This window comes from Neisseria sp. HMSC070H10, assembly GCF_001837635.1.
In the GTDB taxonomy this organism is placed as follows: Bacteria; Pseudomonadota; Gammaproteobacteria; order Burkholderiales; family Neisseriaceae; genus Neisseria; species Neisseria subflava_A.
Map to the genome: position 1 here is coordinate 139998 of NZ_KV833368.1, position 21500 is coordinate 161497.

General features: G+C 49.4%; 20 protein-coding genes. 7 read left to right on the plus strand and 13 right to left on the minus strand.

Annotated elements, in window-relative coordinates; all coding sequences use genetic code 11:
- Nucleotides 1-171: 171 nt before the first annotated feature.
- Nucleotides 172-405: a hypothetical protein gene (locus tag HMPREF2606_RS04975; RefSeq protein ID WP_070814360.1), complete on the plus strand. Its 234-nt coding sequence runs from the start codon at nucleotides 172-174 to the stop codon at nucleotides 403-405.
- 267 nt (nucleotides 406-672) lie between these two features.
- Here the strand turns inward: HMPREF2606_RS04975 and clpX are convergent, their stop codons facing one another.
- On the minus strand, nucleotides 673-1938 hold the full coding sequence (clpX, locus tag HMPREF2606_RS04980; protein ID WP_070713150.1) for an ATP-dependent Clp protease ATP-binding subunit ClpX: 1266 nt from the start codon (nucleotides 1936-1938) through the stop codon (nucleotides 673-675).
- A gap of 289 nt (nucleotides 1939-2227) precedes the next feature.
- Here clpX and HMPREF2606_RS04985 point away from each other — a divergent pair, with 289 nt between their 5' ends.
- Together HMPREF2606_RS04985 and HMPREF2606_RS04990 are read left to right on the plus strand one after the other, a co-directional pair.
- Complete coding sequence (locus HMPREF2606_RS04985) at nucleotides 2228-3160, plus strand: serine hydrolase (RefSeq protein ID WP_172884817.1); 933 nt, start codon at nucleotides 2228-2230, stop codon at nucleotides 3158-3160.
- Nucleotides 3161-3268: 108 nt separating this feature from the next.
- A complete protein-coding gene (locus tag HMPREF2606_RS04990; protein WP_003745777.1) occupies nucleotides 3269-4042 on the plus strand; it encodes a M48 family metallopeptidase in 774 nt (257 codons plus the stop codon).
- Between the two features lie 63 nt (nucleotides 4043-4105).
- Here HMPREF2606_RS04990 and HMPREF2606_RS04995 read toward each other — a convergent pair whose 3' ends face one another.
- On the minus strand, nucleotides 4106-4600 hold the full coding sequence (locus tag HMPREF2606_RS04995; RefSeq protein WP_036493773.1) for a DMP19 family protein: 495 nt from the start codon (nucleotides 4598-4600) through the stop codon (nucleotides 4106-4108).
- Nucleotides 4601-4713: 113 nt separating this feature from the next.
- On the opposite strand from HMPREF2606_RS04995, the gene HMPREF2606_RS05000 reads away from it, so the two are divergent.
- The gene (locus HMPREF2606_RS05000) at nucleotides 4714-4911 is read left to right on the plus strand and encodes a zinc-finger domain-containing protein (protein ID WP_003745781.1); all 198 of its coding nucleotides are present in this window, start codon (nucleotides 4714-4716) and stop codon (nucleotides 4909-4911) included.
- Nucleotides 4912-4914: 3 nt separating this feature from the next.
- Nucleotides 4915-5271: a hypothetical protein gene (locus HMPREF2606_RS05005; RefSeq protein WP_003745784.1), complete on the plus strand. Its 357-nt coding sequence runs from the start codon at nucleotides 4915-4917 to the stop codon at nucleotides 5269-5271.
- 6 nt (nucleotides 5272-5277) lie between these two features.
- Here the strand turns inward: HMPREF2606_RS05005 and mutY are convergent, their stop codons facing one another.
- On the minus strand, nucleotides 5278-6312 hold the full coding sequence (gene mutY / locus HMPREF2606_RS05010) for an A/G-specific adenine glycosylase (RefSeq protein ID WP_003745785.1): 1035 nt from the start codon (nucleotides 6310-6312) through the stop codon (nucleotides 5278-5280).
- 162 nt (nucleotides 6313-6474) lie between these two features.
- On the opposite strand from mutY, the gene HMPREF2606_RS05015 reads away from it, so the two are divergent.
- Complete coding sequence (locus HMPREF2606_RS05015; protein WP_003745786.1) at nucleotides 6475-7515, plus strand: zinc-dependent alcohol dehydrogenase family protein; 1041 nt, start codon at nucleotides 6475-6477, stop codon at nucleotides 7513-7515.
- A gap of 69 nt (nucleotides 7516-7584) precedes the next feature.
- Here HMPREF2606_RS05015 and trmA read toward each other — a convergent pair whose 3' ends face one another.
- The 7 genes from trmA to HMPREF2606_RS05050 form a co-directional block, all read right to left on the minus strand.
- On the minus strand, nucleotides 7585-8670 hold the full coding sequence (gene trmA / locus HMPREF2606_RS05020) for a tRNA (uridine(54)-C5)-methyltransferase TrmA (protein WP_003745788.1): 1086 nt from the start codon (nucleotides 8668-8670) through the stop codon (nucleotides 7585-7587).
- Nucleotides 8671-8787: 117 nt separating this feature from the next.
- Nucleotides 8788-10290 (minus strand): phosphate acetyltransferase, encoded by a 1503-nt coding sequence (gene pta, locus HMPREF2606_RS05025; protein WP_070843404.1) that lies wholly within the window; start codon nucleotides 10288-10290, stop codon nucleotides 8788-8790.
- Between the two features lie 161 nt (nucleotides 10291-10451).
- Nucleotides 10452-11528: a peptide chain release factor 1 gene (prfA, locus tag HMPREF2606_RS05030; protein ID WP_049329850.1), complete on the minus strand. Its 1077-nt coding sequence runs from the start codon at nucleotides 11526-11528 to the stop codon at nucleotides 10452-10454.
- Nucleotides 11529-11683: 155 nt separating this feature from the next.
- The gene (locus HMPREF2606_RS05035; RefSeq protein ID WP_003745799.1) at nucleotides 11684-12952 is read right to left on the minus strand and encodes an Nramp family divalent metal transporter; all 1269 of its coding nucleotides are present in this window, start codon (nucleotides 12950-12952) and stop codon (nucleotides 11684-11686) included.
- A gap of 287 nt (nucleotides 12953-13239) precedes the next feature.
- Entirely contained in the window at nucleotides 13240-14007 is a 768-nt protein-coding gene (locus HMPREF2606_RS05040) for a TatD family hydrolase (RefSeq protein ID WP_070713142.1), read from the minus strand.
- Nucleotides 14008-14020: 13 nt separating this feature from the next.
- Complete coding sequence (locus HMPREF2606_RS05045) at nucleotides 14021-15004, minus strand: asparaginase (protein WP_070713139.1); 984 nt, start codon at nucleotides 15002-15004, stop codon at nucleotides 14021-14023.
- A gap of 66 nt (nucleotides 15005-15070) precedes the next feature.
- Complete coding sequence (locus HMPREF2606_RS05050; protein WP_070843405.1) at nucleotides 15071-15733, minus strand: DedA family protein; 663 nt, start codon at nucleotides 15731-15733, stop codon at nucleotides 15071-15073.
- A 249-nt stretch (nucleotides 15734-15982) separates the two neighbouring features.
- On the opposite strand from HMPREF2606_RS05050, the gene ubiD reads away from it, so the two are divergent.
- On the plus strand, nucleotides 15983-17461 hold the full coding sequence (gene ubiD / locus HMPREF2606_RS05055; protein WP_070713134.1) for a 4-hydroxy-3-polyprenylbenzoate decarboxylase: 1479 nt from the start codon (nucleotides 15983-15985) through the stop codon (nucleotides 17459-17461).
- Nucleotides 17462-17728: 267 nt separating this feature from the next.
- Here the strand turns inward: ubiD and HMPREF2606_RS05065 are convergent, their stop codons facing one another.
- From HMPREF2606_RS05065 to HMPREF2606_RS05075, 3 genes are all read right to left on the minus strand, one after another.
- Nucleotides 17729-19822, minus strand: coding sequence for an AsmA family protein (locus HMPREF2606_RS05065; RefSeq protein WP_070713127.1), 2094 nt, complete (start codon nucleotides 19820-19822; stop codon nucleotides 17729-17731).
- A gap of 177 nt (nucleotides 19823-19999) precedes the next feature.
- Nucleotides 20000-20269 (minus strand): 30S ribosomal protein S15, encoded by a 270-nt coding sequence (rpsO, locus tag HMPREF2606_RS05070; RefSeq protein ID WP_003679932.1) that lies wholly within the window; start codon nucleotides 20267-20269, stop codon nucleotides 20000-20002.
- 211 nt (nucleotides 20270-20480) lie between these two features.
- Entirely contained in the window at nucleotides 20481-21236 is a 756-nt protein-coding gene (locus HMPREF2606_RS05075; RefSeq protein WP_049329858.1) for a formylglycine-generating enzyme family protein, read from the minus strand.
- Between the last annotated feature and the right edge of the window lie 264 nt (nucleotides 21237-21500).

Genomic DNA, 21500 nt, shown 5'->3' on the forward strand with positions numbered 1-21500 from the left:
GGATTAAGCATTTGTCTTAACTTCAATAGAATTAATTTATCAAAAACTTACAGGTTGAAATGAAACTAAATTGCACTCATGTACTCAATATTGAGGTACAGAGCTTGTTTTGTAGCCTGTATCTCCCGTTTAACGGTAAACCATAAAATCAAAATTTAGGAATATATAATTATGAAAACTTTATTAATCGCTCTTGCCACCGGTAGCCTGATGTTGGCAGCTTGTTCTTCTTCCAAACCTGAAGAAGCGGCAGCGCCACGCATCACTGTTGAAGAAGCGATGACTCAATGTCAACAAGCATCTGGTGAAAATGCTGATCGTGCTGTATTTGATGCTTGCATGAAAGGCAAAGGCTATCAACGTACAGCTGAATCAGTTGCTTCCGATCCTGCTGCGAGCCTGTAGCTGATTCTGAAACTGCTGTTCCTGCTAAAAAAGCAGCTGTTAAGAAAGCAAAAAAATAAGCTTCATAAAATTCAAGGCAGTCTCGTTCATCAATACTCCGGATGAAAGCAGGCTGTAGAGCAACTTGAAGACAAAGGCCGTCTGAATATGTTTCAGACGGCCTTTGTTTTTTCATGTATAAGGCCATTATTCAAAGATATGCTTTTGGTTTTATTAAAAAATAAAAAAGACGTGTAACGGTTACACGTCTTTTTTAGAGAATGATCCTTATTGCTTATATTCGCTGCCGTCTTCACGGAAAAGTTTTGGCTGATCGCCTTTTTCCACGACCTCTTTATTGATGACGACTTTTGCTACGCCTTTCAAATCTGGCAGGGCGTACATGGTGTCCAAGAGGCAACGTTCGACGATAGAACGCAGACCGCGCGCACCGGTTTTGCGTTCCATTGCCAGTTTGGCGATGCTGCGCAAAGCGTCTTCTTCAAACTCAAGGCCGACATCTTCCATTTCAAACAAGGTTTGATATTGTTTGACCAAGGCATTTTTCGGTTCGGTCAAAATGTTGACCAAAGCATCTTCGTCCAATTCTGCCAATGTGGCAATCACGGGCAGACGGCCGATAAGCTCGGGAATCAAACCGAATTTAATCAAATCTTCAGGCTCGACTGTTTCAAACAGTGCTGAAATATCGGCGTTTTCATCTTTGCTGTGTACCGCTGCACCAAAGCCGATACCGCCTTTTTCAGTACGTTGTCGGATGACTTTTTCCAAGCCGGCAAATGCGCCACCGCAGATAAAGAGGATGTTGGTAGTATCAACGTTGATGAATTCTTGGTTTGGATGTTTGCGGCCGCCTTGAGGGGGAACGCTGGCTACCGTGCCTTCAATCAGTTTCAGCAAGGCTTGTTGCACGCCTTCGCCGGATACGTCGCGCGTGATGGACGGATTGTCGCTTTTGCGTGAAATTTTATCGATTTCATCGATATAAACGATGCCGCGCTGGGCTTTTTCAACGTCAAAATCACATTTGCCCAAAAGTTTGGTGATGATTTGTTCGACGTCTTCACCGACATAACCGGCTTCGGTCAAAGTTGTGGCATCCGCCATGACAAAAGGTACATCCAGTTTGCGCGCCAAAGATTGCGCCAACAGGGTTTTACCTGAGCCGGTAGGGCCGATGAGCAGGATATTGGATTTGGACAACTCGACTTTGCCCTCCGCTTTCGGGTGGCGCAGGCGTTTGTAGTGGTTGTAAACCGATACTGCCAACGCTTTTTTTGCGTGTTCCTGACCGATAACGTGGTCGTTGAGGTTGGCAACGATTTCGGCCGGGGTAGGCAGTTTTTTCTCGGCGTTTTCTTCTTTCGCTTTGACAAGCTCGTTTTCAATTTCGCCGAACTCGTTGTCTTGCAGCATTATGCCGCAAGTTTCTACACATTCGTTGCAGATGAAGGCGTGTTCGCCTTCGATCAGGTTTTTAACGTCGTTTTCGGACTTCCCGCAGAATGAACAGGTGCGTTTTTCTTCAGACATAATAATTTCTTCGTATGGTTGTATGGAGGCTGTGTTGTAAAGGGGGAACAGATATTTCGGGCGTATTGCCGGATTGAGGGAATGCCTCTGACAAAGGAGCCTAAGTATAATGACTATCTTGTGTTTTTTCAAATCAGAGCAGGCATTGCGCCGTATCGTCTAAGAAACAGATGCGGACGTTGGATTTGAATATCTCGCAAACAAACGCAAAGTTTTCTCAACTCGCTTTACAATTGTTGAAAAATTTAACAGAATGTTGAATTAAATGTATTTTTTTGAATTGGCAGATATGAAAATCTATAAAACTTTAGGAATGGTATGGACAGGTGTGGCATTGGCCTTTGCTTCTGCGCCTGCCGTTGCCAATGATATGGATGTATTGGGACAATTTTTGGAGCAAAATTTCCCAGTGCAAAATGACCCGCTGGAAGCTTTTGCATTGAGTCATGCCGACCAAGTCGAAGCTCAAGCCGCTTTGGCAGGTCCTCTGCTGTCTTCGCAATCTGCTTTGATTTTCAATAATAAAACCGGTGAAGTGCTGTATCAGAAAAACCCTGATCGTGTCATGCCGATTGCCTCTATTTCTAAATTGATGAGTGCGATGGTGGTGTTGGATGCGCATCTCGATATGAACGAGCCGATTACGATTACCGAGGCTGAAATCGACCGCCTGAAAGGTACAGGCAGCCGTTTGAGCATCGGCACGACGCTGACACGCGGCGAACTGTTGCACCTGAGCCTGATGAGCAGTGAAAACCGTGCTACTCATGCATTGGGCCGTACTTATCCGGGCGGTATGAGCGCATTTGTTGCGGCTATGAATGCCAAAGCGCAAAGCCTGGGCATGAGCAGCAGCCGTTTCTATGAGCCTACCGGTTTGAATTTCCAAAACGTTTCCACTGCACGCGATTTGAACCGCATGGTTGCGGCAGCCAGTAAGTATCCGCTGATCCGTAAAAATTCGACTTCAAATTACGGCTCGGTTTGGACGGCAAATGGTCGTCAAAACTACAAAAACTCCAATGCCTTGGTGCGTGAGGGCAGCTGGAATATCGAATTGCAGAAAACCGGCTATATTCGTGAAGCAGGACGTTCTATGGTGGTTAAGGCCAATGTACAGAATCAGCCGATTACCATTGTATTGCTCAACTCTCCGTCTTCCACAACCCGCGTGAACGATGCGCGTAAGATTGAGTCTTGGATGCTGCAGCGCCGTTCTTAAATATTACGCTTAAAGGCCGTCTGAAACCGTTCAGACGGCCTTTTGTGTAAAGGGTATTAAATTTGGGTACAATGTCGTTACATTAATTTTAAAACACAGAGAGAAAACATGTTGAAAAAATGGAATAAAAAATATTGGGCCGGTATGGGTGTGATTTTGGCGTTGACCGGCTGTACTTCTGTAGCGGATATGGTTGGCTATGATACTGCGACTTTGAATGAAGATGCTGCCAAAAGTTACTCACAAGTCATTCAAAACGCGCGTGGTCAAAAAGCTTTGGATGTTTCATCTCCAACTGCTCAACGCGTTCAACGCGTGTTTGCACGTCTGCGTCCTCATGCTGAGCGCGCCAACAAAACCGGCGTGCCTTTCAACTGGCAGATGAACGTTATCCGCAGTGATGAAATGAACGCATGGGCAATGCCAGGCGGTAAAATGGCCGTGTACACCGGTATAGTAGAGAAATTGAAGCTGACTGATGATGAAATTGCCGCCGTTGTCGGCCATGAAATGACCCATGCTCTGTTGGAACACAGTAAAAAAGCCTTGGGCGGACAAGTATTGACCGGCTTGGGCGGTTCGATTTTGGCCAGCTCAACCGGTGTGGATGGTGATTTGGTCGGCTTGGGTGCAGATTTGTTGGCAACCAAACCGTTCTCACGCCATCAGGAAAGCGAAGCGGATGCCGGCGGTGTGCGTTTGATGGCTGAAGCAGGCTACAACCCTGAGGCTGCGGTAAGCGTGTGGGAAAAAATGAACAAAGTACAGGGCGGCAGCTCATTGTCTATTTTGTCGACCCACCCGACCAATCAGGCGCGTATCAATGCAATCCGTAAAATGTTGCCTGAAGTAATGCCGATTTATCAGAAAAACAAGCGTTAATTCGATGTATTGATGATTTTGCCGGTTTGAACAGATGATTCAAACCGGCAAAGTTTTATGGTTTCAGCCTGACAGTTTGGCAAATTTATCCCAATTTGCCTGAACGTAGGCTGCCGCAGTTTCCAAGTCTTCGTCGGCAACGTCATAATAATCGCCGTCAAGCTCTTCAAAATCGGGAAAAGCTTTGCGGATTTCGTCGAAATCCTTTTGCTCGTCTGCCATTTTTTCAATGGCTTCGCCGTGTTTTTCGTACAAGGCTTTGGCTTTGTCTAAGATTTTCGGTATCGGTTTGATGCGCCAGCGGCGCAGGCTGTCGGCAACCGGGTTGCCAAAGATGTATTCTCCGTATCCTGAAGCGATAAGCTGTACGAAGCCGCCTTCTTGAACTTGGCTGTCGAGGTAGCAAAGGGCGGTCAATGTATGCTGTTCGTCGTTGAGGCCGGACATTTCCTCGTCGCCTGCCTGTTCGGTGTGGTCCAAATAGGCTGCGCTGAGTGTATAAAGAAATGAGGCGGAATCGGAAGTATCGAAATCTTGAAGGCGGAGCAGGGTAGTCATCATCATCAAAGGCCGTCTGAAAAAAGTGATTATATAATGTTTTCAGTCTGAACCTAGCAGCCGTTTTGCTTTACAATATCGGAAGATAAGAAAACATAGTGAGGAACCAAACCATGAGTACACAGTCTGAAAAAAACGTTGTAGTCATCAAACCGCAGGATTTGCCGCTGCATTGCTCCGGCCCTAATCATGAAACATGGAACGGCCATCCGCGCGTGTTCTTGCCGATTCAGTCCAATAGTGAGATTGAATGCCCGTATTGCGGCACTTATTACCGTCTTGATGGCGAGATTCCGCATCATCATTACTAATCTATGTCTATGTCGAACAAAATCATCTGCGCTTTGTGCGTGAGTTTGTGCGCTGCGTGCGGCTCGTATAAGGCCGTGCGCCCTGACGCGCCGTTACCGGTCATTGCACAGGCGCAGACGTATTCTGTCCGTTATCAATCCGCACAAGGTCGGACGATTACTGCAATTTATATCAACAGCCACAGCCCGATGATGGTTGAGCTGCGTGAAGGCAATACGGTTGAGAAACTGGTGCAAGTCCGCTTGCGGAGTCAGGGCGTCGAGTACGCCAATCCAAGCTCGCGTTGGCAGATTGGCGACGGGTTTGCCGTACTGATTCGCGGCGGAAAAGAAGTTGTATTTAAAGAGATTGTGGAATAGGGCGGTTTAGCCTTTAGTCAAATATTTGATTAAAGGTTTGGGCAAACCATAATCCGCCAAATGTTCCAATGATACCCAAAGGCCGTCTGAAAGATGTTCAGACGGCCTTTGTTGCGTCTGAAAAGGGGTAATCATCAATAAACGGTGGGTTAGGCGGTGGGTAAACGTGGTTTGTTCTTCAAGGCCGTCTGAAATAATGCCGAAGCGTTCGGCGTAAGCATACAAATCGTCTAATTTTTCAAAACAGGGTACGCAATACAGACCGCCCCAAATGCCTTTGGCAGGGCGTTTTTCAAGCAATAATGCGCCGTCAGTGTTATGGATAATCAGCCAGTAAAGCGGTAGGGTTTGCACTTCGGGAGCAGTTTTTTTGCGGGGAAGCTCGTCAATGCGGTTTTGTTTTTTTGCTTCGCAGATGTCTGCCATAGGGCATTGATGACACAAAGGTTTTGTCCGTTTGCAGACGGTTGCGCCTAAATCCATCAGCCCTTGTGTATAGGCAGGCATATCGGCGTTTTCAGACGGCAGCAGGCTTTCGGCAAGTGTCCAAAGCGAATTTTCAAATTTTTTATCTTGCGGATTGCCGTCTTGGGCAAAGACACGGCAGAGAACGCGTTTGACGTTGCCGTCCAAGATGGTTTCTCGTCGGTTGAAAGCAAAGGCAGAAATGGCGGCAGCGGTACTTCTGCCTACGCCGCAGAGCGACTCCAAGTCCTTGCGTTCGGATGGAAAGATACCGCCGAATTGTCCGATGACTTGTTGCGCGGCTTTGTGCAGGTTGCGTGCGCGGCTGTAATAGCCCAAGCCTGCCCACAAGGATAAAACCTCGTCTTGCGGCGCAGCGGCAAGCGATTGCACGGTTGGGAATTTGGCTAAGAAACGCGGATAGTAGTCCAATACGGTAGCAACCTGTGTTTGTTGGAGCATGATTTCTGAAAGCCAGACGGAATAAGGGTCTTTGACCTGCCAAGGCAAGTTGTGACGGCCATGCAGCCGTTGCCAATCGATGAGTCGTCGCGCGAAGGATGTGGGTGTGTTCATTAATATTTACTTTTTAATTATTCATTTTTAAAACATAGTGTTACACTATAACATACGAAATAATAGTCAGGATTGACTTATCTGGTGGAGGGGTATATAAATATAGTTAACGTGGATTTACGCTGTATTGTTAAAGTTTATTAACCGATCAAGGAGATTCACATGAAAGCAATGGTTTATCATGGCGCAAACGACATCCGTTTCGAAGAAAAACCTCGTCCTCAAATTATCGATCCGACCGATGCAGTCGTCAAAATCGTTAAAACCACGATTTGCGGTACTGACTTGGGTATTTGGAAGGGTAAAAACCCTGAAGTTGCCGACGGTCGTATTCTCGGTCATGAGGGCATCGGTATTGTAGAAGAAGTCGGCGACGCTGTAAAAAACATCAAAGTTGGTGATAAAGTCATTATTTCATGTGTCAGCAAATGCTGTACTTGCGACAACTGTAAAATCCAACTTTATTCACACTGCCGCAACGGCGGTTGGATCTTGGGCTATATGATCGACGGTACGCAAGCCGAATACGTCCGTACGCCTTATGCCGACAACAGCTTGGTTCCGCTGCCTGACAACGTCAACGAAGAAGTTGCCCTGCTGTTGAGCGATGCCTTGCCTACCGCCCACGAAATCGGCGTGCAATATGGCGATGTGAAACCTGGCGATACCGTATTCATCGCCGGTGCCGGCCCTGTCGGTATGTCTGCGTTGCTGACTGCGCAACTGTATAGCCCTGCCGCCATCATCGTTTGCGATATGGATGAAAACCGCTTGAAACTGGCGAAAGAATTGGGCGCGACCCATACCATCAACCCTGCTTCCGGTGATGTGAGCAAGCAAGTTACCGCTATCGTCGGCGAAGACGGCGTAGATTGCGCCATTGAAGCGGTCGGTATCCCTGCGACTTGGAATATGTGTCAAGACATCGTGAAACCCGGCGGTCATATCGCAGTGGTCGGTGTACATGGTCAATCCGTTGATTTCAAACTGGAAAAACTGTGGATTAAAAACCTTGCCATTACTACCGGCCTGGTTAACGCCAATACCACCGAAATGCTGATGAAAGCCATTTCCAGCAGCTCAGTAGATTACACCAAAATGATGACCCACCATTTCAAATTCAGCGAATTGGAAAAAGCTTACGATGTATTCAAACACGCTGCTGAAAACCAAGCCATGAAAGTAGTTTTGGAAGCGGATTGATTTGAAAATCGCTTAATATGCCGTTAATTAAAGGCCGTCTGAACATTCAGACGGCCTTTTTGTATGGTTTTATTTTTTCTTCTTCAACCAAACGCCGCTTTCGATATGGTGGGTAAATGGGAATTGGTCGAACAGGGCGGCGCGTTCAATGGTATGGGTTTGACAGAGCGTGTCGAGATTGGCGCGCAGGGTCTCAGGGTTGCAGGAAATATAGAGGACGTTGTCGAATCGGGCCACCAATTTGAGCGTCTCATCATCAACACCGGCGCGTGGAGGATCGACAAAAATAGTTGAAAAGTCATAGTTTTTCAAGTCGATGCCTTGTTCTTGCAGGCGGCGGAATTCACGGTTTTGCGTGTAGGCCTCGGTAAACTCTTCCGCAGACAGGCGGGCGATTTTAAGATTGGTAATTTGGTTGGCTTCAATATTCCATTGGGCGGCGTTGACGGAAGTTTTGGAAACTTCGGTTGCCAGCACCTGATTGAAATGTTGTGAAAGCGGCAGGGTAAAATTGCCGTTGCCGCAGTACAGCTCAAGCAGGTCTTTGCCTAAGTTTTGTGCTGCATTACACGCCCACGTCAGCATTTTTTGGCACACTTGGGCATTGGGTTGGGTAAAGCTGCCCTCGATTTGACGATAGCAGAAGGTTTTGCCGTTGACTTCCAATGCTTCGGTCACAAAATCTTGGCTCAATACGATTTTTTGTCCGCGGCTGCGGCCGATGATGTGGATGCCCAAATTGTGCGCCAGCTCTTGCGTGGCTTGTTGCCATGCTTCGTTCAGCTTCTTGTGGTAAATCATGGTTACCAGCATTTCGCCGCTTAAAGTGGACAAAAATTCGACGGCGTACCAGCGGTTTTTCAGCTCGGGATGATTGGATGCGGCTTCAATCAGTTTCGGCATCAAGGCATTGATGGATTCGGATGCGGCAGGAAATTGGTCGCAACGAATCAGGCTTGCCCCGCTTGCCTTTTGCCCGCGCTCAAACATGGCGTAAAACATTTCGCCGCCCTCATGCCAGATGCGGAACTCGGCACGCATTCTGTAATGCTGTTCCGGAGATTCAAAGACTTCGATTTCAGGGAAATCCAGTCCTTGGAAAAGTTGCTGAAGATATTGCTTTTTATCGGCTAGTTGTTGCTGGTAGGCAGTCATCAGGGCAGTCTTTCAGAAAATAATGGCGAATTATAATATAGTTGGTGCAAAGATACGAAAGACCGTCTGAAACATTGGTTTCAGACGGCCTTTGATTTCAAAGCATCAGCTTGTCAATCAGCCTTGCATTTGTTTGGCTTGAACGGCAGTCAGGGCGATGGTGAAGACGATGTCTTCAATCAATGCGCCGCGGGACAAGTCGTTAACCGGTTTGCGCAAACCTTGCAATAACGGACCTACGCTCAGGACGTTGGCGCTGCGTTGTACGGCTTTGTAAGTACAGTTGCCGGTATTGAGGTCTGGGAAAACCAAAACGGTTGCTTGACCAGCGACAGCGCTGCCCGGAGCTTTGGATTGGCCAATAGATGGAACGGTAGCCGCATCGTATTGCAACGGACCTTCGATGGCCAAATCAGGGCGTTTTTCATTAGCCAGTTTGGTTGCTTCGATCACTGCATCGACATCAGGGCCGCTGCCCGAGTTGATGGTAGAGTAGGAAATCATGGCTACTTTTGGATCGATACCGAAAGCTTTGGCGCTGTCGGCAGATTGGATGGCGATGTCGGCCAGTTGTTCAGGCGTTGGGTTCGGGTTAACCGCGCAGTCGCCGAATGCCAATACTTGGTTAGGCAGCAACATGAAGAATACGCTGGATACAAGGCTTGCACCCGGAGCGGTTTTAATCAGTTGCAGGGCAGGGCGGATGGTGTTGGCAGTAGTGTGGACTGCGCCGGAAACCAAACCATCCACGTCGTTTTGAGCCATCATCATGGTGCCGAGTACGACAGTGTCTTGCAGCTGTTTGCGTGCATCTTCAGGAGTCAGGCCTTTGGATTTACGCAATTCGCACATTGGCTCGACGTATTGCTCAACCAAAGAAGCAGGATCGATGATTTCCAAAGAATCAGGCAGGGAGATGCCGCGCTCTTTCGCTACGTCCTCAACTTCTTCGCGGGTCGCCAACAGTACGCAACGGGCGATGCCTTTTTCGTGACAGATAGCAGCGGCAGCGACGGTACGTGGTTCTGCACCTTCAGGCAGGACGATGCGCATATCGGCTTTGCGTGCGAAATCGATCAGGTTGTAACGGAATTGAGCTGGAGACAGGCGTTTGGCTTCGCGTTTGGCCAAAGCGGATACGTCTTGTAGTTTGTCGCTGGAGCCGAAGAAAGTCAGGCCGGTTTGCTCGGCAACTTGTGCGCCTAAAGCAGTGGCTGCGCCGTCAATGATGAAACCTTCCAATAAGCCCGGGGAGTTGGTGTAGAGCTGTTTGGTGAGGTTTAATTGTTGGGCGATGGCGGCCGCGTCAGTATTGTCGGATTTCAGCGCCAATACAACGCCTGCGTCCAAAGACAACGCCAATTCGACGTTTTTGCCTGCCAAGAACAATTTGTCTGCATCAGGAGTGATGCCTTCGATAACGAGGTTATCTGCGTTCAATGCTGCAACTTTACCGACAAGTGCGTCAAACCAGTCATCGCTCTTGCCTTGAGCCAACAGGGCTTCTGTAGTGGAGTCAACGGCTTGGAAAACTTGCGCATTCAATGCCGCTGCAAATGCTTTTGCCGCAGCATCGGCGCTCAGGCCGGTAGATACCGGTGCGATCAGGATTTTTGCCATTTTGTGTCCTCTCTTTCGTTAATTGTAGAAGGGTGTTGCTGGGGCGCAGCTGGTGCTGCATTTTAACACTTCAGGATTGAAGTTTCTTTAATATATTCACGGTCATATTGACATATGTCATCAGGCCGTCTGAAAAGTATAAACGCAATGGACCAAATCCATCAATCCCCCATTGCCGCCAAAAGCTCGGCTTGATGCTCGGCAATCAGGGCATTGGTGATTTCTTCCAAATCTCCGTCCATTACAAAATCCAGTTTGTGCAGGGTAAGGTTGATGCGGTGGTCGGTCACGCGGCCTTGTGGGTAGTTGTAGGTGCGGATGCGTTCGCTGCGGTCGCCGCTTCCGATCAGGGATTTGCGTTCGGCGGCTTCTTTGGCTTGGGCTTCGCGTTTTTGCGCATCGTTTAAGCGGGCGGCGAGGACTTTCATCGCCTGCGCTTTGTTGGCGTGTTGGCTGCGGCCGTCTTGGCATTCGACCACCATGCCTGTCGGCAAGTGGGTAATACGGACGGCGGAGTCGGTTTTGTTGATGTGCTGACCGCCGGCACCGGATGCGCGGAAGGTGTCGATGCGCAGATCGGCGGGGTTCAACTCGATGTCTTCGAGTTCGTCTGCTTCGGGCATGACGGCAACGGTACAGGCTGAAGTGTGGATACGGCCTTGGCTTTCGGTGGCAGGAACGCGTTGCACGCGGTGGCCGCCGGATTCAAATTTCAGACGGCTGTATGCACCCAAGCCGATAATGCGGGCGATGACTTCTTTATAGCCGCCTAATTCGCTTTCGTTGGCGGAAACGATTTCAACCTGCCAGCGGTTGCGCTCGGCGTAGCGGCTGTACATACGCAGCAAATCGCCTGCAAACAGCGCGGCTTCGTCGCCGCCGGTACCAGCGCGCACTTCGATAAAGATGTTTTTGTCGTCATCGGCATCTTTTGGCAGCAGCAGTTTTTGCAATTCGGTATCGAGTTCGTCGATTTTGGCTTTGGCCGCTTCGATTTCTTCGGCGGCAAAGTCTTTCATTTCAGGGTCGGACAGCATTTCTTCGGCATCCGCCAAGTCGCTTTGCGCCAGCTGATAGTTTTGGAACACTTCGACCACGGGGGTCAGTTCGGCGTGTTCGCGCGTGAGTTTGCGGTAGTTGTCCATGTCGGACGTGGCTTCAGGCTGTCCGAGCAGATGCGTGACTTCTTCCAGTCGGTCGCTGAGTTGTTGTAGTTTTTCTAAGATAGACGGCTTCATAAATTTTCCAAAATACGGATGCCGTCGAGTGGTCTGCAACGGCGAAATAAGGAGTCATTATAATGGGTTTGAATGAAAATTCAACAAGATATGATGGATTGGAAAGGCCGTCTGAAACTTGTTTTTGAGTTTCAGACGGCCTTTTTCATATGGGCTTATTTAGGAGCAGCCAAGATGCCTGTTTGGTTCAGCAGGAACAAAACGGTAAAGCCGGTCAAGTAAATCAAACCGATAATGGCAAGGAAATTCATGCCCATGGTCAGTTTGTGGCGTTTGTCGCCTTTGACGAGGCGGTAGTTCAGCCAAGCGAACACAGGGGCGGCAACGAAGGCAGTAATCATGGCGAATTTGAGCAGCTCTGCCATCGCGCTGTTGAACCAGAAAATCACGGCCAAGCCTGAGCCTGCGACCCAGACGTTCCAAGCAAACAGTTCGACGTTGCCGGTTTTGTCTTTACCGCGCAGCAGGCGTACCGGTTCGGCAATCGCGCGCGCGTAGCCGTCTACTACGGTAATTGTGGTGCCGTACATACAGGCAAAGGCGATAAATGCCACTAGTGGACGCGACCAGTCGCCGATGGTAACGGCGTACATATTAATCAGTTGGCCAACATATTTGCCGCCCGCCATTTGTACTTCCTCGCCGTTGCCGTATTGTACATATGCACCCAAGGCGAGGAAAACGACCGCCAAAATCGCGCTGGTGATGTAGCCGACGTTGAAGTCGAAAATACCGTCGCGGTAGCTGGAAGGGTTGATGCGTTGTTTTTCGGTAACCCACAAAGAGTTGATGGCGGAAATTTCAATCGGCGCAGGCATCCAGCCCATCAATGCGATGAGGAAGCCCAAGCCTGCCAGTGTCCACGGGGTAGGCTCGATAAAGTCGGGTTTCATCTGCATGCCGCGAGACATGGCCACGGCGGCTGCGGCGACGGTGGCGATGGTCAGGCTGACGATGATGATTTTGGAAACGTTGTCCAATGCTTTATAGCGGCCGCTTGCCAAAATCAGCAGGCAGGAAACCATAATCATGACGGATACCATGCCGGTATCGAAAGTCAGCGACGGGATTGCCATTTTGACGATGGCGGCGGTAACGATGGCGACCGCACCGGCATTAATCGTTGCCGATGCAATACATAAAATCAAAAATACCCACAAATAAACGCGGCTTTTCTCGGCATAGCCCTCAATCAGACTTTTGCCCGTGTCCAGCGTGTAATGTGCGCTGAAGCGGAAAAACGGGTATTTGAACAGGTTGGTCAGAATAATAATCAGCGCAAGCTGCCAGCCGTAAAGTGCGCCTGCCTGCGTGGAGGCAATCAGGTGCGAGCCGCCGACTGCCGCCGAAGCCATCATGATACCCGGGCCGAGGGCATTGATTTTGCTCTTCCAGGTGGAAGCGTGTGTATGTTGTTCAGTCATAATTAGTTTCCGCCTTTTTCAGACGGCCTTATTATCAAAAAAAAGCATATTTTAACGTAAATAAAAAGTTTGCCCAATAATATGCGTAATACTTTTTATCAATCAAAGGGAAAATACGGTGTTAAAAAGCCGAGACGACGGAGTGAACGATATTTTGTGCCAAAAACATTTTTTCAGACGGCCTTGTATCGCTTTTTATTCATGAACATGGGGTAGGGAGGGCTGAGTGTGTCCGTTTGGAAACGGAACGGCCGGGCGAGGCTTTTTGATGCCTTGAGGTCGGCATATTAAGGGGAAGTATGGAGCAGGGAATCCACGTTTTGCTCGGTTATCTCGGCCAGTTGTGCCAGCGGTACGCCGCGCAGTTCGGCGGCAATTTCGGCGATACGGCGGATGTTGGCTGGTGTATTGGTTTCGTGGCCGAGCATAAAGGGGCTGTCGGTTTCGAGAACAAAATCCGTGTCGTCTAAGGCTTGTAAGGCGGCACGGACTTTTTTGGCATTGGGATTAAGCAGCAGCGAGCCTATGCCGATTTTGAAGTTGAGTTTTACCAAAATCCGCGCTTCTTCTACGCTGCCGGAGAAGGCGTGGACGATACCGCCTTGCGTGAAACCGGCGGTTTTGACGGCGGCGGCAATGGCGGCGGTGGCTTTCAGATTATGGATGATGATGCGGCGGTTGAGGTGTTGGGCGAGGATGAGTTGGCGGATAAAAACGTCGGTTTGCGTGTCGCGTTGCGCTTGGGTTTGCTCTTTGCCATAAAAATCTAAACCGATTTCGCCAACCCATGCTTGCGAATGCCGGATTAATTCTTTCTCTAACTCTTGGAATGCCGTTTCGTTGAGGCCGTCTGAAAACCATGGATGAATGCCCAAAGCAATATGGATGTTTTCAGACGGCCTTTCCAACTGCGCAACAGAGTGCCAATCTTTTGGGGACGTAGCCGGTACAATAAAACGCGCCACGCCGACGGCTTGCGCTTCGGCAAGCACAGCAGGCAGCGTGTCGGCAAGTTTAGGATCGGCAAGATGGCAGTGGGTATCGGTGAAAGTCATATTAAATGGCGGTTTACAGCAGATTTAATTGTTGCAATTCTTGTTGCACCTTATCCGCATTCCAGTCATGAGATACGGCAAGGGTCATCAGCGCGGTAGCCGTTTCAAGATTGCATTTGCCGCCGTTGATGATGCCTGCCTGACGCAAAGCATTGCCTTGGGCATAGACGGCGGCGGCGCAACCTTGCGGCACTTGGCTGATGTTGAGCAGCAACTTGCCTTGTTGCGTAAAGGCTTGGACGGCTCGTACAAACGCATCATTACTCGGCGCATTGCCGTGTCCGTAGCTTTGTAGTATTAGGGCTTGGGCGCAAAGGTGGGGCAGGCCGTCTGAAAGTTCTTGCGCGGCATAACCGGGAATCAGCGTGCGGACGGAAACTTTGGCTTCAGGATTGGGAAGACGCGGTTTGAGGCCGTCTGAATGTTGGGTCGAGGCGGTACGGATATTATGCCAACCTTTATTTTTATCCCATTCGGCGAGTGCGCCAAAATGCAGGTTGTCGAAACCTGCGGCAGTCTCGGTGCTGACCTTGCTGCTGCCGACGGCGGGGAAGAGCTTGCCGTCAAAGGCAATCGCCACTTGTTTGAGCTTGAGCGAGAAAGCGGAAACGGCAGTGGCCAGGTTGCGTGGCGCATCGCTGTTGGCGGCATCGTAAGGCCATTGCGATCCGGTCAGGATAACGGGTTTGTCCAAACCTTGCAGCGAGAGGGCGAAGAGGTTGGCGGTGTATGCCATGGTATCCGTGCCGTGCAACACCAAAATGCCGTCATAGTCAGGCAGCTTGGCGATAATAAGCTCCAACCAGTCGCGTTGGTTTTGCAGCGTTACCGCGGAAGAATCGATGAGCGGCTGACAAACGTGCCATTCGAAATCAAGGCCGTCTGAAAAGGGGGCAAGGGCTTTATCGACGAGTGCAGTATCGGGACGCAGGCCGGCGCTGCTTTGGGTCATGCCGATGGTGCCGCCGGTGTAGAGGACGAAGATTTTTTGTTTCATGGTGTTTCTGATGAATGATTGAGGCCGTCTGAAAGAGGGGAAGTGTTTCAGACGGCCTGGAATGATTTATTGATTGGTTTGTTTTTTGGCTTTTGCGGCGCGTTTTTCGTGCAGTTTTTCACGGAAGAAGGTATGGCGGCGGTGTTTTCTCCACCAAATCCAGCCGACAATGACTGCGCTGATGCCCAGTACGATAAAGATACCTGATTGCAGGCTGTGCATTTTTTTCATCAGCCAGTCGGTATTGCGTGCGCCGTATTCGCCCAAATAAATCCAAACCGGAACGGAAATCAGCGCGGCCAAACCGTCCATCAGGATGAAGCGCAGGTAGGAAACCTTGCGGCTGATGCCTGCGGTCACGAAAACGGCGGTACGCAGGCCGGGCAGGAAACGGGCGACGAATAAAACCCAGTTGCCGTATTTGTCGAATTTTTCCTGTACTTGGGCATAGCGTTTGGGCGTCATCACGCGCGCAATCGGTTTGAATTTAAGGATTTTTTGCCCCCAAATCCGGCCGGCAGCAAACATAAAGCCGTCGCCTACCAATACGCCGAGCATACCGACGGCAAACATAATATGCGAGTTGGTATAACCCAGGCCGGAAATCACGCCGCCGGTTACCAGCGTCAAATCTTCAGGAATCGGCACGCCGAAGCCGCAAATAACCAAAACGAAAAACACGGCCGCATAGCCGTATTCAACGAAAAAAGATTCTAAAAATGCAAACATGGCCGCCGTCCCACGATAGATATTGATTGATGACTGGATTAAGTTGGAATTCTACCAAAGATAAGGCAGTCTGAAAGCAATCACAAGCAGATATTGTTTAAATTTGACGGTAGTTTGCAAAAAATATGGAAATTCGGATGCGGAAAGTTGGGATATGGACGGATTTGGCAGGTACAATAGCCACTGGTTTATCTTTCAAACCCGAAATGGCGGTCTGCTTTCAGACGGCCTGTTCAGGAAAATGAAATCATGAAATACAGAGATTTGCGAGAATTTATCGCCGGATTGGAAGCCGATGGCAAACTCAAGCGCATTCAGCATCCGGTGTCGCCGCATTTGGAAATGACCGAAATCGCCGACCGCGTGCTGCGCGCCGAAGGGCCGGCGTTGCTGTTTGAAAACCCGATTAAGCCCGACGGCACGCGCTACGATTATCCCGTGTTGGCGAACCTGTTCGGCACGCCCGAACGCGTGGCGCTGGGCATGGGGGCGGACAGTGTGTCCAAGCTGCGCGAAATCGGGCAGACGCTGGCGTATTTGAAAGAACCCGAACCGCCCAAAGGCATTAAAGACGCGATTTCCAAACTGCCGTTACTGAAAGATATTTGGAGCATGGCGCCGAACGTGGTGAAAAACGCGCCGTGTCAGGAAATTGTATGGGAAGGCGAAGACGTTGATTTGTATAAACTTCCGATTCAGCATTGCTGGCCGGAAGACGTTGCGCCGCTGGTAACGTGGGGCTTGACCGTCACGCGCGGTCCACACAAAAAACGCCAAAATCTCGGTATTTACCGCCAACAATTAATCGGCAAAAACAAGCTGATTATGCGCTGGCTGTCGCATCGCGGCGGCGCGTTGGATTATCAGGAGTTCCGTAAACTCAATCCCGATACGCCGTATCCTGTCGCCGTCGTACTCGGTTGCGACCCTGCCACTATTCTCGGAGCGGTAACGCCTGTACCCGATACCTTGAGCGAATACCAATTTGCCGGACTGTTGCGTGGTTCGCGGACGGAGCTGGTAAAATGTATCGGCAATGATTTGCAAGTGCCTGCCCGTGCAGAAATCGTATTGGAAGGCGTGATTCATCCAAACGAAACCGCGTTGGAAGGCCCATACGGCGACCACACCGGCTATTACAACGAGCAGGATCATTTCCCTGTGTTTACGGTTGAGCGCATTACCATGCGTGAAAACCCGATTTACCACTCCACCTACACAGGCAAACCGCCCGATGAACCCGCCGTTTTGGGCGTGGCGTTGAACGAAGTGTTCGTCCCGCTTTTGCAAAAGCAGTTCCCCGAAATCACCGATTTCTATCTGCCGCCCGAAGGCTGCTCCTACCGCATGGCGGTGGTCAGCATGAAAAAACAGTACGCCGGACACGCCAAGCGCGTGATGATGGGCTGCTGGTCGTTCCTTCGCCAGTTTATGTACACCAAATTCATCATCGTAGTTGATGACGATGTGGATGTGCGCGACTGGAAAGAAGTCATCTGGGCGGTAACCACGCGCATGGATCCCGTACGCGATACTGTTTTGATGGAAAACACACCTATCGACTACCTCGACTTCGCCAGCCCCGTCAGCGGACTTGGCGGCAAAATGGGTTTGGATGCGACCAACAAATGGCCGGGCGAAACCGACCGCGAATGGGGACGAGTAATCAAAAAAGACCCTGCCGTTACGGCCAAAATCGATGAGATTTGGGAGAGTTTGGGCTTGTAGATGTCATTTCTATTGGAATTTATACTTCAAATCGTGATGGAAATGATTGGGGCGATGTTTAAGGGTACGATAGAAATATTGAGGCTCGATTGGAGAAAAAGAAAACTCTCCAAAAAAGGCTTGATAATGTTGGCCATATGGTTTGTCATCATTGTTGCACTGATTGCGTATATAGTCATTTCTAAGTAAACATCTTATTCTGACAATGTATCTGTTAAAAGGCCGTCTGAAACTTTTTGGATTTCAGACGGCCTTTGATTTGAAAACCTAGCGTGGTTTGAGCCACTTCCATTGTTCTTGTATGGTTTCTTGCAGGACTTTTTGTTTTTCTGCCGGTGTGTTCATGCCATTGGTCAAGCGGCTGTAATCAAGGGTAATGGAAGGGTTTTGCACGGTTCCGCCGATTTTGAGAGGAATCGGTTTGTTTTTTGGCTGCAGTACATTGCTGATAAGCAGGTTTTCGGACAGCTTTTGGGTATTCAAATCGGTATAGCCGCTGCTGACAACGTGCAGGCTGTCGGAAAACAGTTCGGTGTTGATATGATGGCTGATGCCTTTCTCAATTTCGCTATTGAGGGTGAAATGATGGAAAGGGGTTTTGAGGTTGCTGTTGTCGATTTTTTCCGAAGAGATGCCGTTTTTCAGAATGCTGTCCATATCGATGCCGTGCCATGCGCCGTTGGTAATATCGAGGAGCAGGCTGCCGTTTAGGGCTTGTATCATTTGGGCACGGTCGTTGCCGGTGGTTTTAATGTCGATAACGGCATCGCCGCTGCCGCTAAAGCTGTGGAAACCGAACAGGTCTTGCAACAGCGGCTGAATTTGTATGCCTTTTGCGTTTTGCTGAAGGTGGTAGGAAGCAGGTTGGGTCGCCGCAATACTCAGGCCTCCCTCAGTTTTGCCGCCATAAAGCCCGGCTTTGAAACGGTGCAGGGCGATATGTTCTTTATCGGCGGTGAGCAGGGATTCGACGTTTTCTAATTGCAGGCCGGCAGTTTGAATGCTGCCGATTTGGAGGTTGGCCTCAATGTCGGGCAACCAGGATTTGGCCAGCAGGGAAGGAAGATTCAGTGATGGCTGGGTTTTCAGATCTTCCAAGTAAGGGGTCAGATTGAGTTTTTGTAAGGCAATACCGGCGTCAAGGTGCGGACGCGGTTGGGCATCGCGTTGGTATTTAAAGGCTAAGGCAAGGGCTTGTCTGTCAAATGCGCCTTTCAGACGGCCTTCCCATGTATTGAGGCTGAAATTGGCCTGTCCTTCGAGTGTACTGATGAATCTGGGGCGGGGAAGGCGGTTGATGGTGTCTTGCAGGGTGCTGAGGTGCAGTTTGGGCGCATCAATGCCTTTGCCTTTTTGCCAAACCAATGGACTGGAAAAGGTAAAGTTGGTTTGGAGGCGGTCGTTTTTATGGCTGCCTTTGAGTTCAAAATTAGCGGCGGTCAAAACGGTTGGATAGAGGTTGGTTTTGTCCAGTTTGAATGAACCATCCCATTGGTTGTTTTCACTGCCGGCAGTCAATGCGCCGTTGAGTGTGTTTAGGTGTAAATAGCCGTTTTTGAATTGCAAGAGGGGAGAGCGTGCGTTGATATGCAAGTTTTGGTAGCCGCTTTCGGCTTGCAGATTGAAGTCGCGGAAAAGGGCGGTTTGGTTTTGCCAATTAAGGCTGCCTGCGATTTGGGCATCCAGCTTATTTTTGAATAATACGGTTTGCAGGTTTAATTTGAGGGCGGGGACGCTCCAGCCGACATCATCTTGTACAAGATGGCCGACGCCTTGCCAACTGATGGGGTTGCCGATGTTTTGCAGTGTGCCGCTGATATCGAATGGACGGCCGTCTGAATCGGCTCTGCGCAGGGAAAATTGCAGATCGTTTAAGGCAATATCTTGCTCTTTATTGTGATAGCGGATGCTGCCGCTATTGATGATAATGCGGTTGAGCTGGAAGCTTTCTTTTGACGATGGGTCTTGTTGCAGGCAGGTGGGCAGATGGTGTTTTGAGTCCAGTGTCAGTGTCGGGTTTAAAAGAATCCATTTCTCAAGTATGGGCGCATCCGACCATAGGCTGCTCCAACCAAAGCCCATTTTGGACTCGGCGATGTTCAGCGTCGGCGTATCAGGTTCGGAAGAGGAAAGGCTGAGGTCTTTTAAAATTAGCGTGGGGCGCGGCAGCCATTTTCTGCCGATAGTGGCGTTGTATTTGATTTGGCAGCCATGGGCGGAAAAGTTTTTTTGTATAAATGCGTCGATGTTTTCTGTGTTGAATATGCGGAACATTAAGGCACTCAATACCGCCGCGAGGCATAAAAGCACGGCAATGCTGAAAACCAGGGTTTTCAGCCAAAATTTTCCTGAGTGCAACATGGAATGAACAGACAATTCAGATTCTCGCTTTGATGGGAGCTTTTAGGAGTAATTGGAAGTTTAAGCCTTGCTGCTTAAGCGTGTGGAAGTATAACACAGAGCGTGGGCCTGTGTTTCAGACGGCATCGGTATATGAATAAAAACACCGCCCGAAGGCGGTGTTGATTTAAGCATAAATTATTTACGCAGACCCAGGCGGGTAATCAGTGTACGGTAAGTATCAGGCTGAGTACGACGCAGGTAAGACAACAGGCGACGACGTTGGCTAACCATTTTCAACAGGCCGCGACGGCTGTGGTGGTCTTTAGGGTTGGCTTTGAAGTGAGGAGTCAGGTCGTTGATGCGGAAAGTCAACAGAGCGACTTGTACTTCAGAAGAGCCGGTATCGCCTTCTTTGCGTTGGAAATCTTTAACAATTTGTGCTTTTTGTTCTACGGTCAATGCCATGATGGATAACTCCGAAAATAAAAGAACCTTTTCAGGTTCGGACAAGTTTGCCAAGCCGAACGACCTAAGCAAACTCCTAAGTGCCTTTTTATAAAGACGGGCGGATTATGCCACAATTTGTCTTGATATGCCACATCTTTTCAGACGGCCAAAAAAAGCGGCGATACCTTTCAGTACCGCCAAAGCTGCTTTGGTGATAAAAAACTAAACTTTATTTGCTCGCACAGCGGAAGCCCAAGTTATTTAAAACATATTTGGACTGCAGGCTGGTGCGGATGCCGTAGCGTAAGAATGCCGCATAGTTGGACGGATCGCTTGAACCCACGGATGCGCCGCTACAGAACATTTGTGTGTTGGACGAGCCGGCAGAGAGTTGGCTGCTGTTGAAGTCTTCAGTCCATTCCCAAATCAGGCCGTGCATATCGTATACGCCCCAGTAGTTGGGTTTGTTTTTACCGATGTCGTGCAGGCCGTTGCGGCCGCCATCTGCATACCAATCCAAGATGGTGCGGTTGTAGCCAGGCTCGGCAGAGCCGTCTTTTTGAGTGGCAGAAGCCAAGCCTGCAAATTCCCACTCGTCAATAGTTGGCAGACGTTTGCCTTTGGAGACGCAGTAAGCATTTGCGGCAAACCACGAAACATTGGTTACCGGATGTTTGAGTTCGCTGGCTTTAGGCGCAAAACTGTTGCTGCCATTTTTTACCCAATGTTTCAGGTAAGCTTTTTCAGCATGTTTGGAATTGATTTTTCCTTTTTGCCATTGCGGATGTGTGTTCACAAATTCGGCAAACTCAGCATTAGTCACCGGATATTTGTCAAGCTGGAAGGGTTTGACTTTAATAAGGGAAGTTTCTTTTTTGAGATAGAGAGGACGGTAGCTGCCGCCTTCAACTTTTGCCATTTCGGCCGCCGCTGCACTGCCGCTTGCGACAAGGGTAAATAGGGCGATGAGTGGTATGAGTTTCATAACGGGCTTTCTAATCTGAATACGGGGATTATTAGGCTTTGATTATATAGCGGAACCGGATAAAAATCATGAAAAGCCTTCTGATTATTGTGCTTTTGGCTTGTCGGGTTCGTGAATGCTTGAAACCGGTTTTTCAGACGACCTTCGATGCTTCAGAGGTCGTCTGAAAAACCAATCTTTCGATTGGTCGTGGAAGAAAGCCACTGTTGTCCTTGCATCAGCCGGAACAGCAGTGGCTTTTTTCTGTTTCTATGCCGAGATGAC

Coding starts and splice junctions, on each gene's coding strand:
- HMPREF2606_RS04975 (WP_070814360.1), top strand. CDS start 172: ATGAAAACTTTATTAATCGCTCTTGCCACCGGTAGCCTGATGTTGGCA.
- clpX (WP_070713150.1), bottom strand. CDS start 1,938: ATGTCTGAAGAAAAACGCACCTGTTCATTCTGCGGGAAGTCCGAAAAC.
- HMPREF2606_RS04985 (WP_172884817.1), top strand. CDS start 2,228: ATGAAAATCTATAAAACTTTAGGAATGGTATGGACAGGTGTGGCATTG.
- HMPREF2606_RS04990 (WP_003745777.1), top strand. CDS start 3,269: ATGTTGAAAAAATGGAATAAAAAATATTGGGCCGGTATGGGTGTGATT.
- HMPREF2606_RS04995 (WP_036493773.1), bottom strand. CDS start 4,600: ATGACTACCCTGCTCCGCCTTCAAGATTTCGATACTTCCGATTCCGCC.
- HMPREF2606_RS05000 (WP_003745781.1), top strand. CDS start 4,714: ATGAGTACACAGTCTGAAAAAAACGTTGTAGTCATCAAACCGCAGGAT.
- HMPREF2606_RS05005 (WP_003745784.1), top strand. CDS start 4,915: ATGTCTATGTCGAACAAAATCATCTGCGCTTTGTGCGTGAGTTTGTGC.
- mutY (WP_003745785.1), bottom strand. CDS start 6,312: ATGAACACACCCACATCCTTCGCGCGACGACTCATCGATTGGCAACGG.
- HMPREF2606_RS05015 (WP_003745786.1), top strand. CDS start 6,475: ATGAAAGCAATGGTTTATCATGGCGCAAACGACATCCGTTTCGAAGAA.
- trmA (WP_003745788.1), bottom strand. CDS start 8,670: ATGACTGCCTACCAGCAACAACTAGCCGATAAAAAGCAATATCTTCAG.
- pta (WP_070843404.1), bottom strand. CDS start 10,290: ATGGCAAAAATCCTGATCGCACCGGTATCTACCGGCCTGAGCGCCGAT.
- prfA (WP_049329850.1), bottom strand. CDS start 11,528: ATGAAGCCGTCTATCTTAGAAAAACTACAACAACTCAGCGACCGACTG.
- HMPREF2606_RS05035 (WP_003745799.1), bottom strand. CDS start 12,952: ATGACTGAACAACATACACACGCTTCCACCTGGAAGAGCAAAATCAAT.
- HMPREF2606_RS05040 (WP_070713142.1), bottom strand. CDS start 14,007: ATGACTTTCACCGATACCCACTGCCATCTTGCCGATCCTAAACTTGCC.
- HMPREF2606_RS05045 (WP_070713139.1), bottom strand. CDS start 15,004: ATGAAACAAAAAATCTTCGTCCTCTACACCGGCGGCACCATCGGCATG.
- HMPREF2606_RS05050 (WP_070843405.1), bottom strand. CDS start 15,733: ATGTTTGCATTTTTAGAATCTTTTTTCGTTGAATACGGCTATGCGGCC.
- ubiD (WP_070713134.1), top strand. CDS start 15,983: ATGAAATACAGAGATTTGCGAGAATTTATCGCCGGATTGGAAGCCGAT.
- HMPREF2606_RS05065 (WP_070713127.1), bottom strand. CDS start 19,822: ATGTTGCACTCAGGAAAATTTTGGCTGAAAACCCTGGTTTTCAGCATT.
- rpsO (WP_003679932.1), bottom strand. CDS start 20,269: ATGGCATTGACCGTAGAACAAAAAGCACAAATTGTTAAAGATTTCCAA.
- HMPREF2606_RS05075 (WP_049329858.1), bottom strand. CDS start 21,236: ATGAAACTCATACCACTCATCGCCCTATTTACCCTTGTCGCAAGCGGC.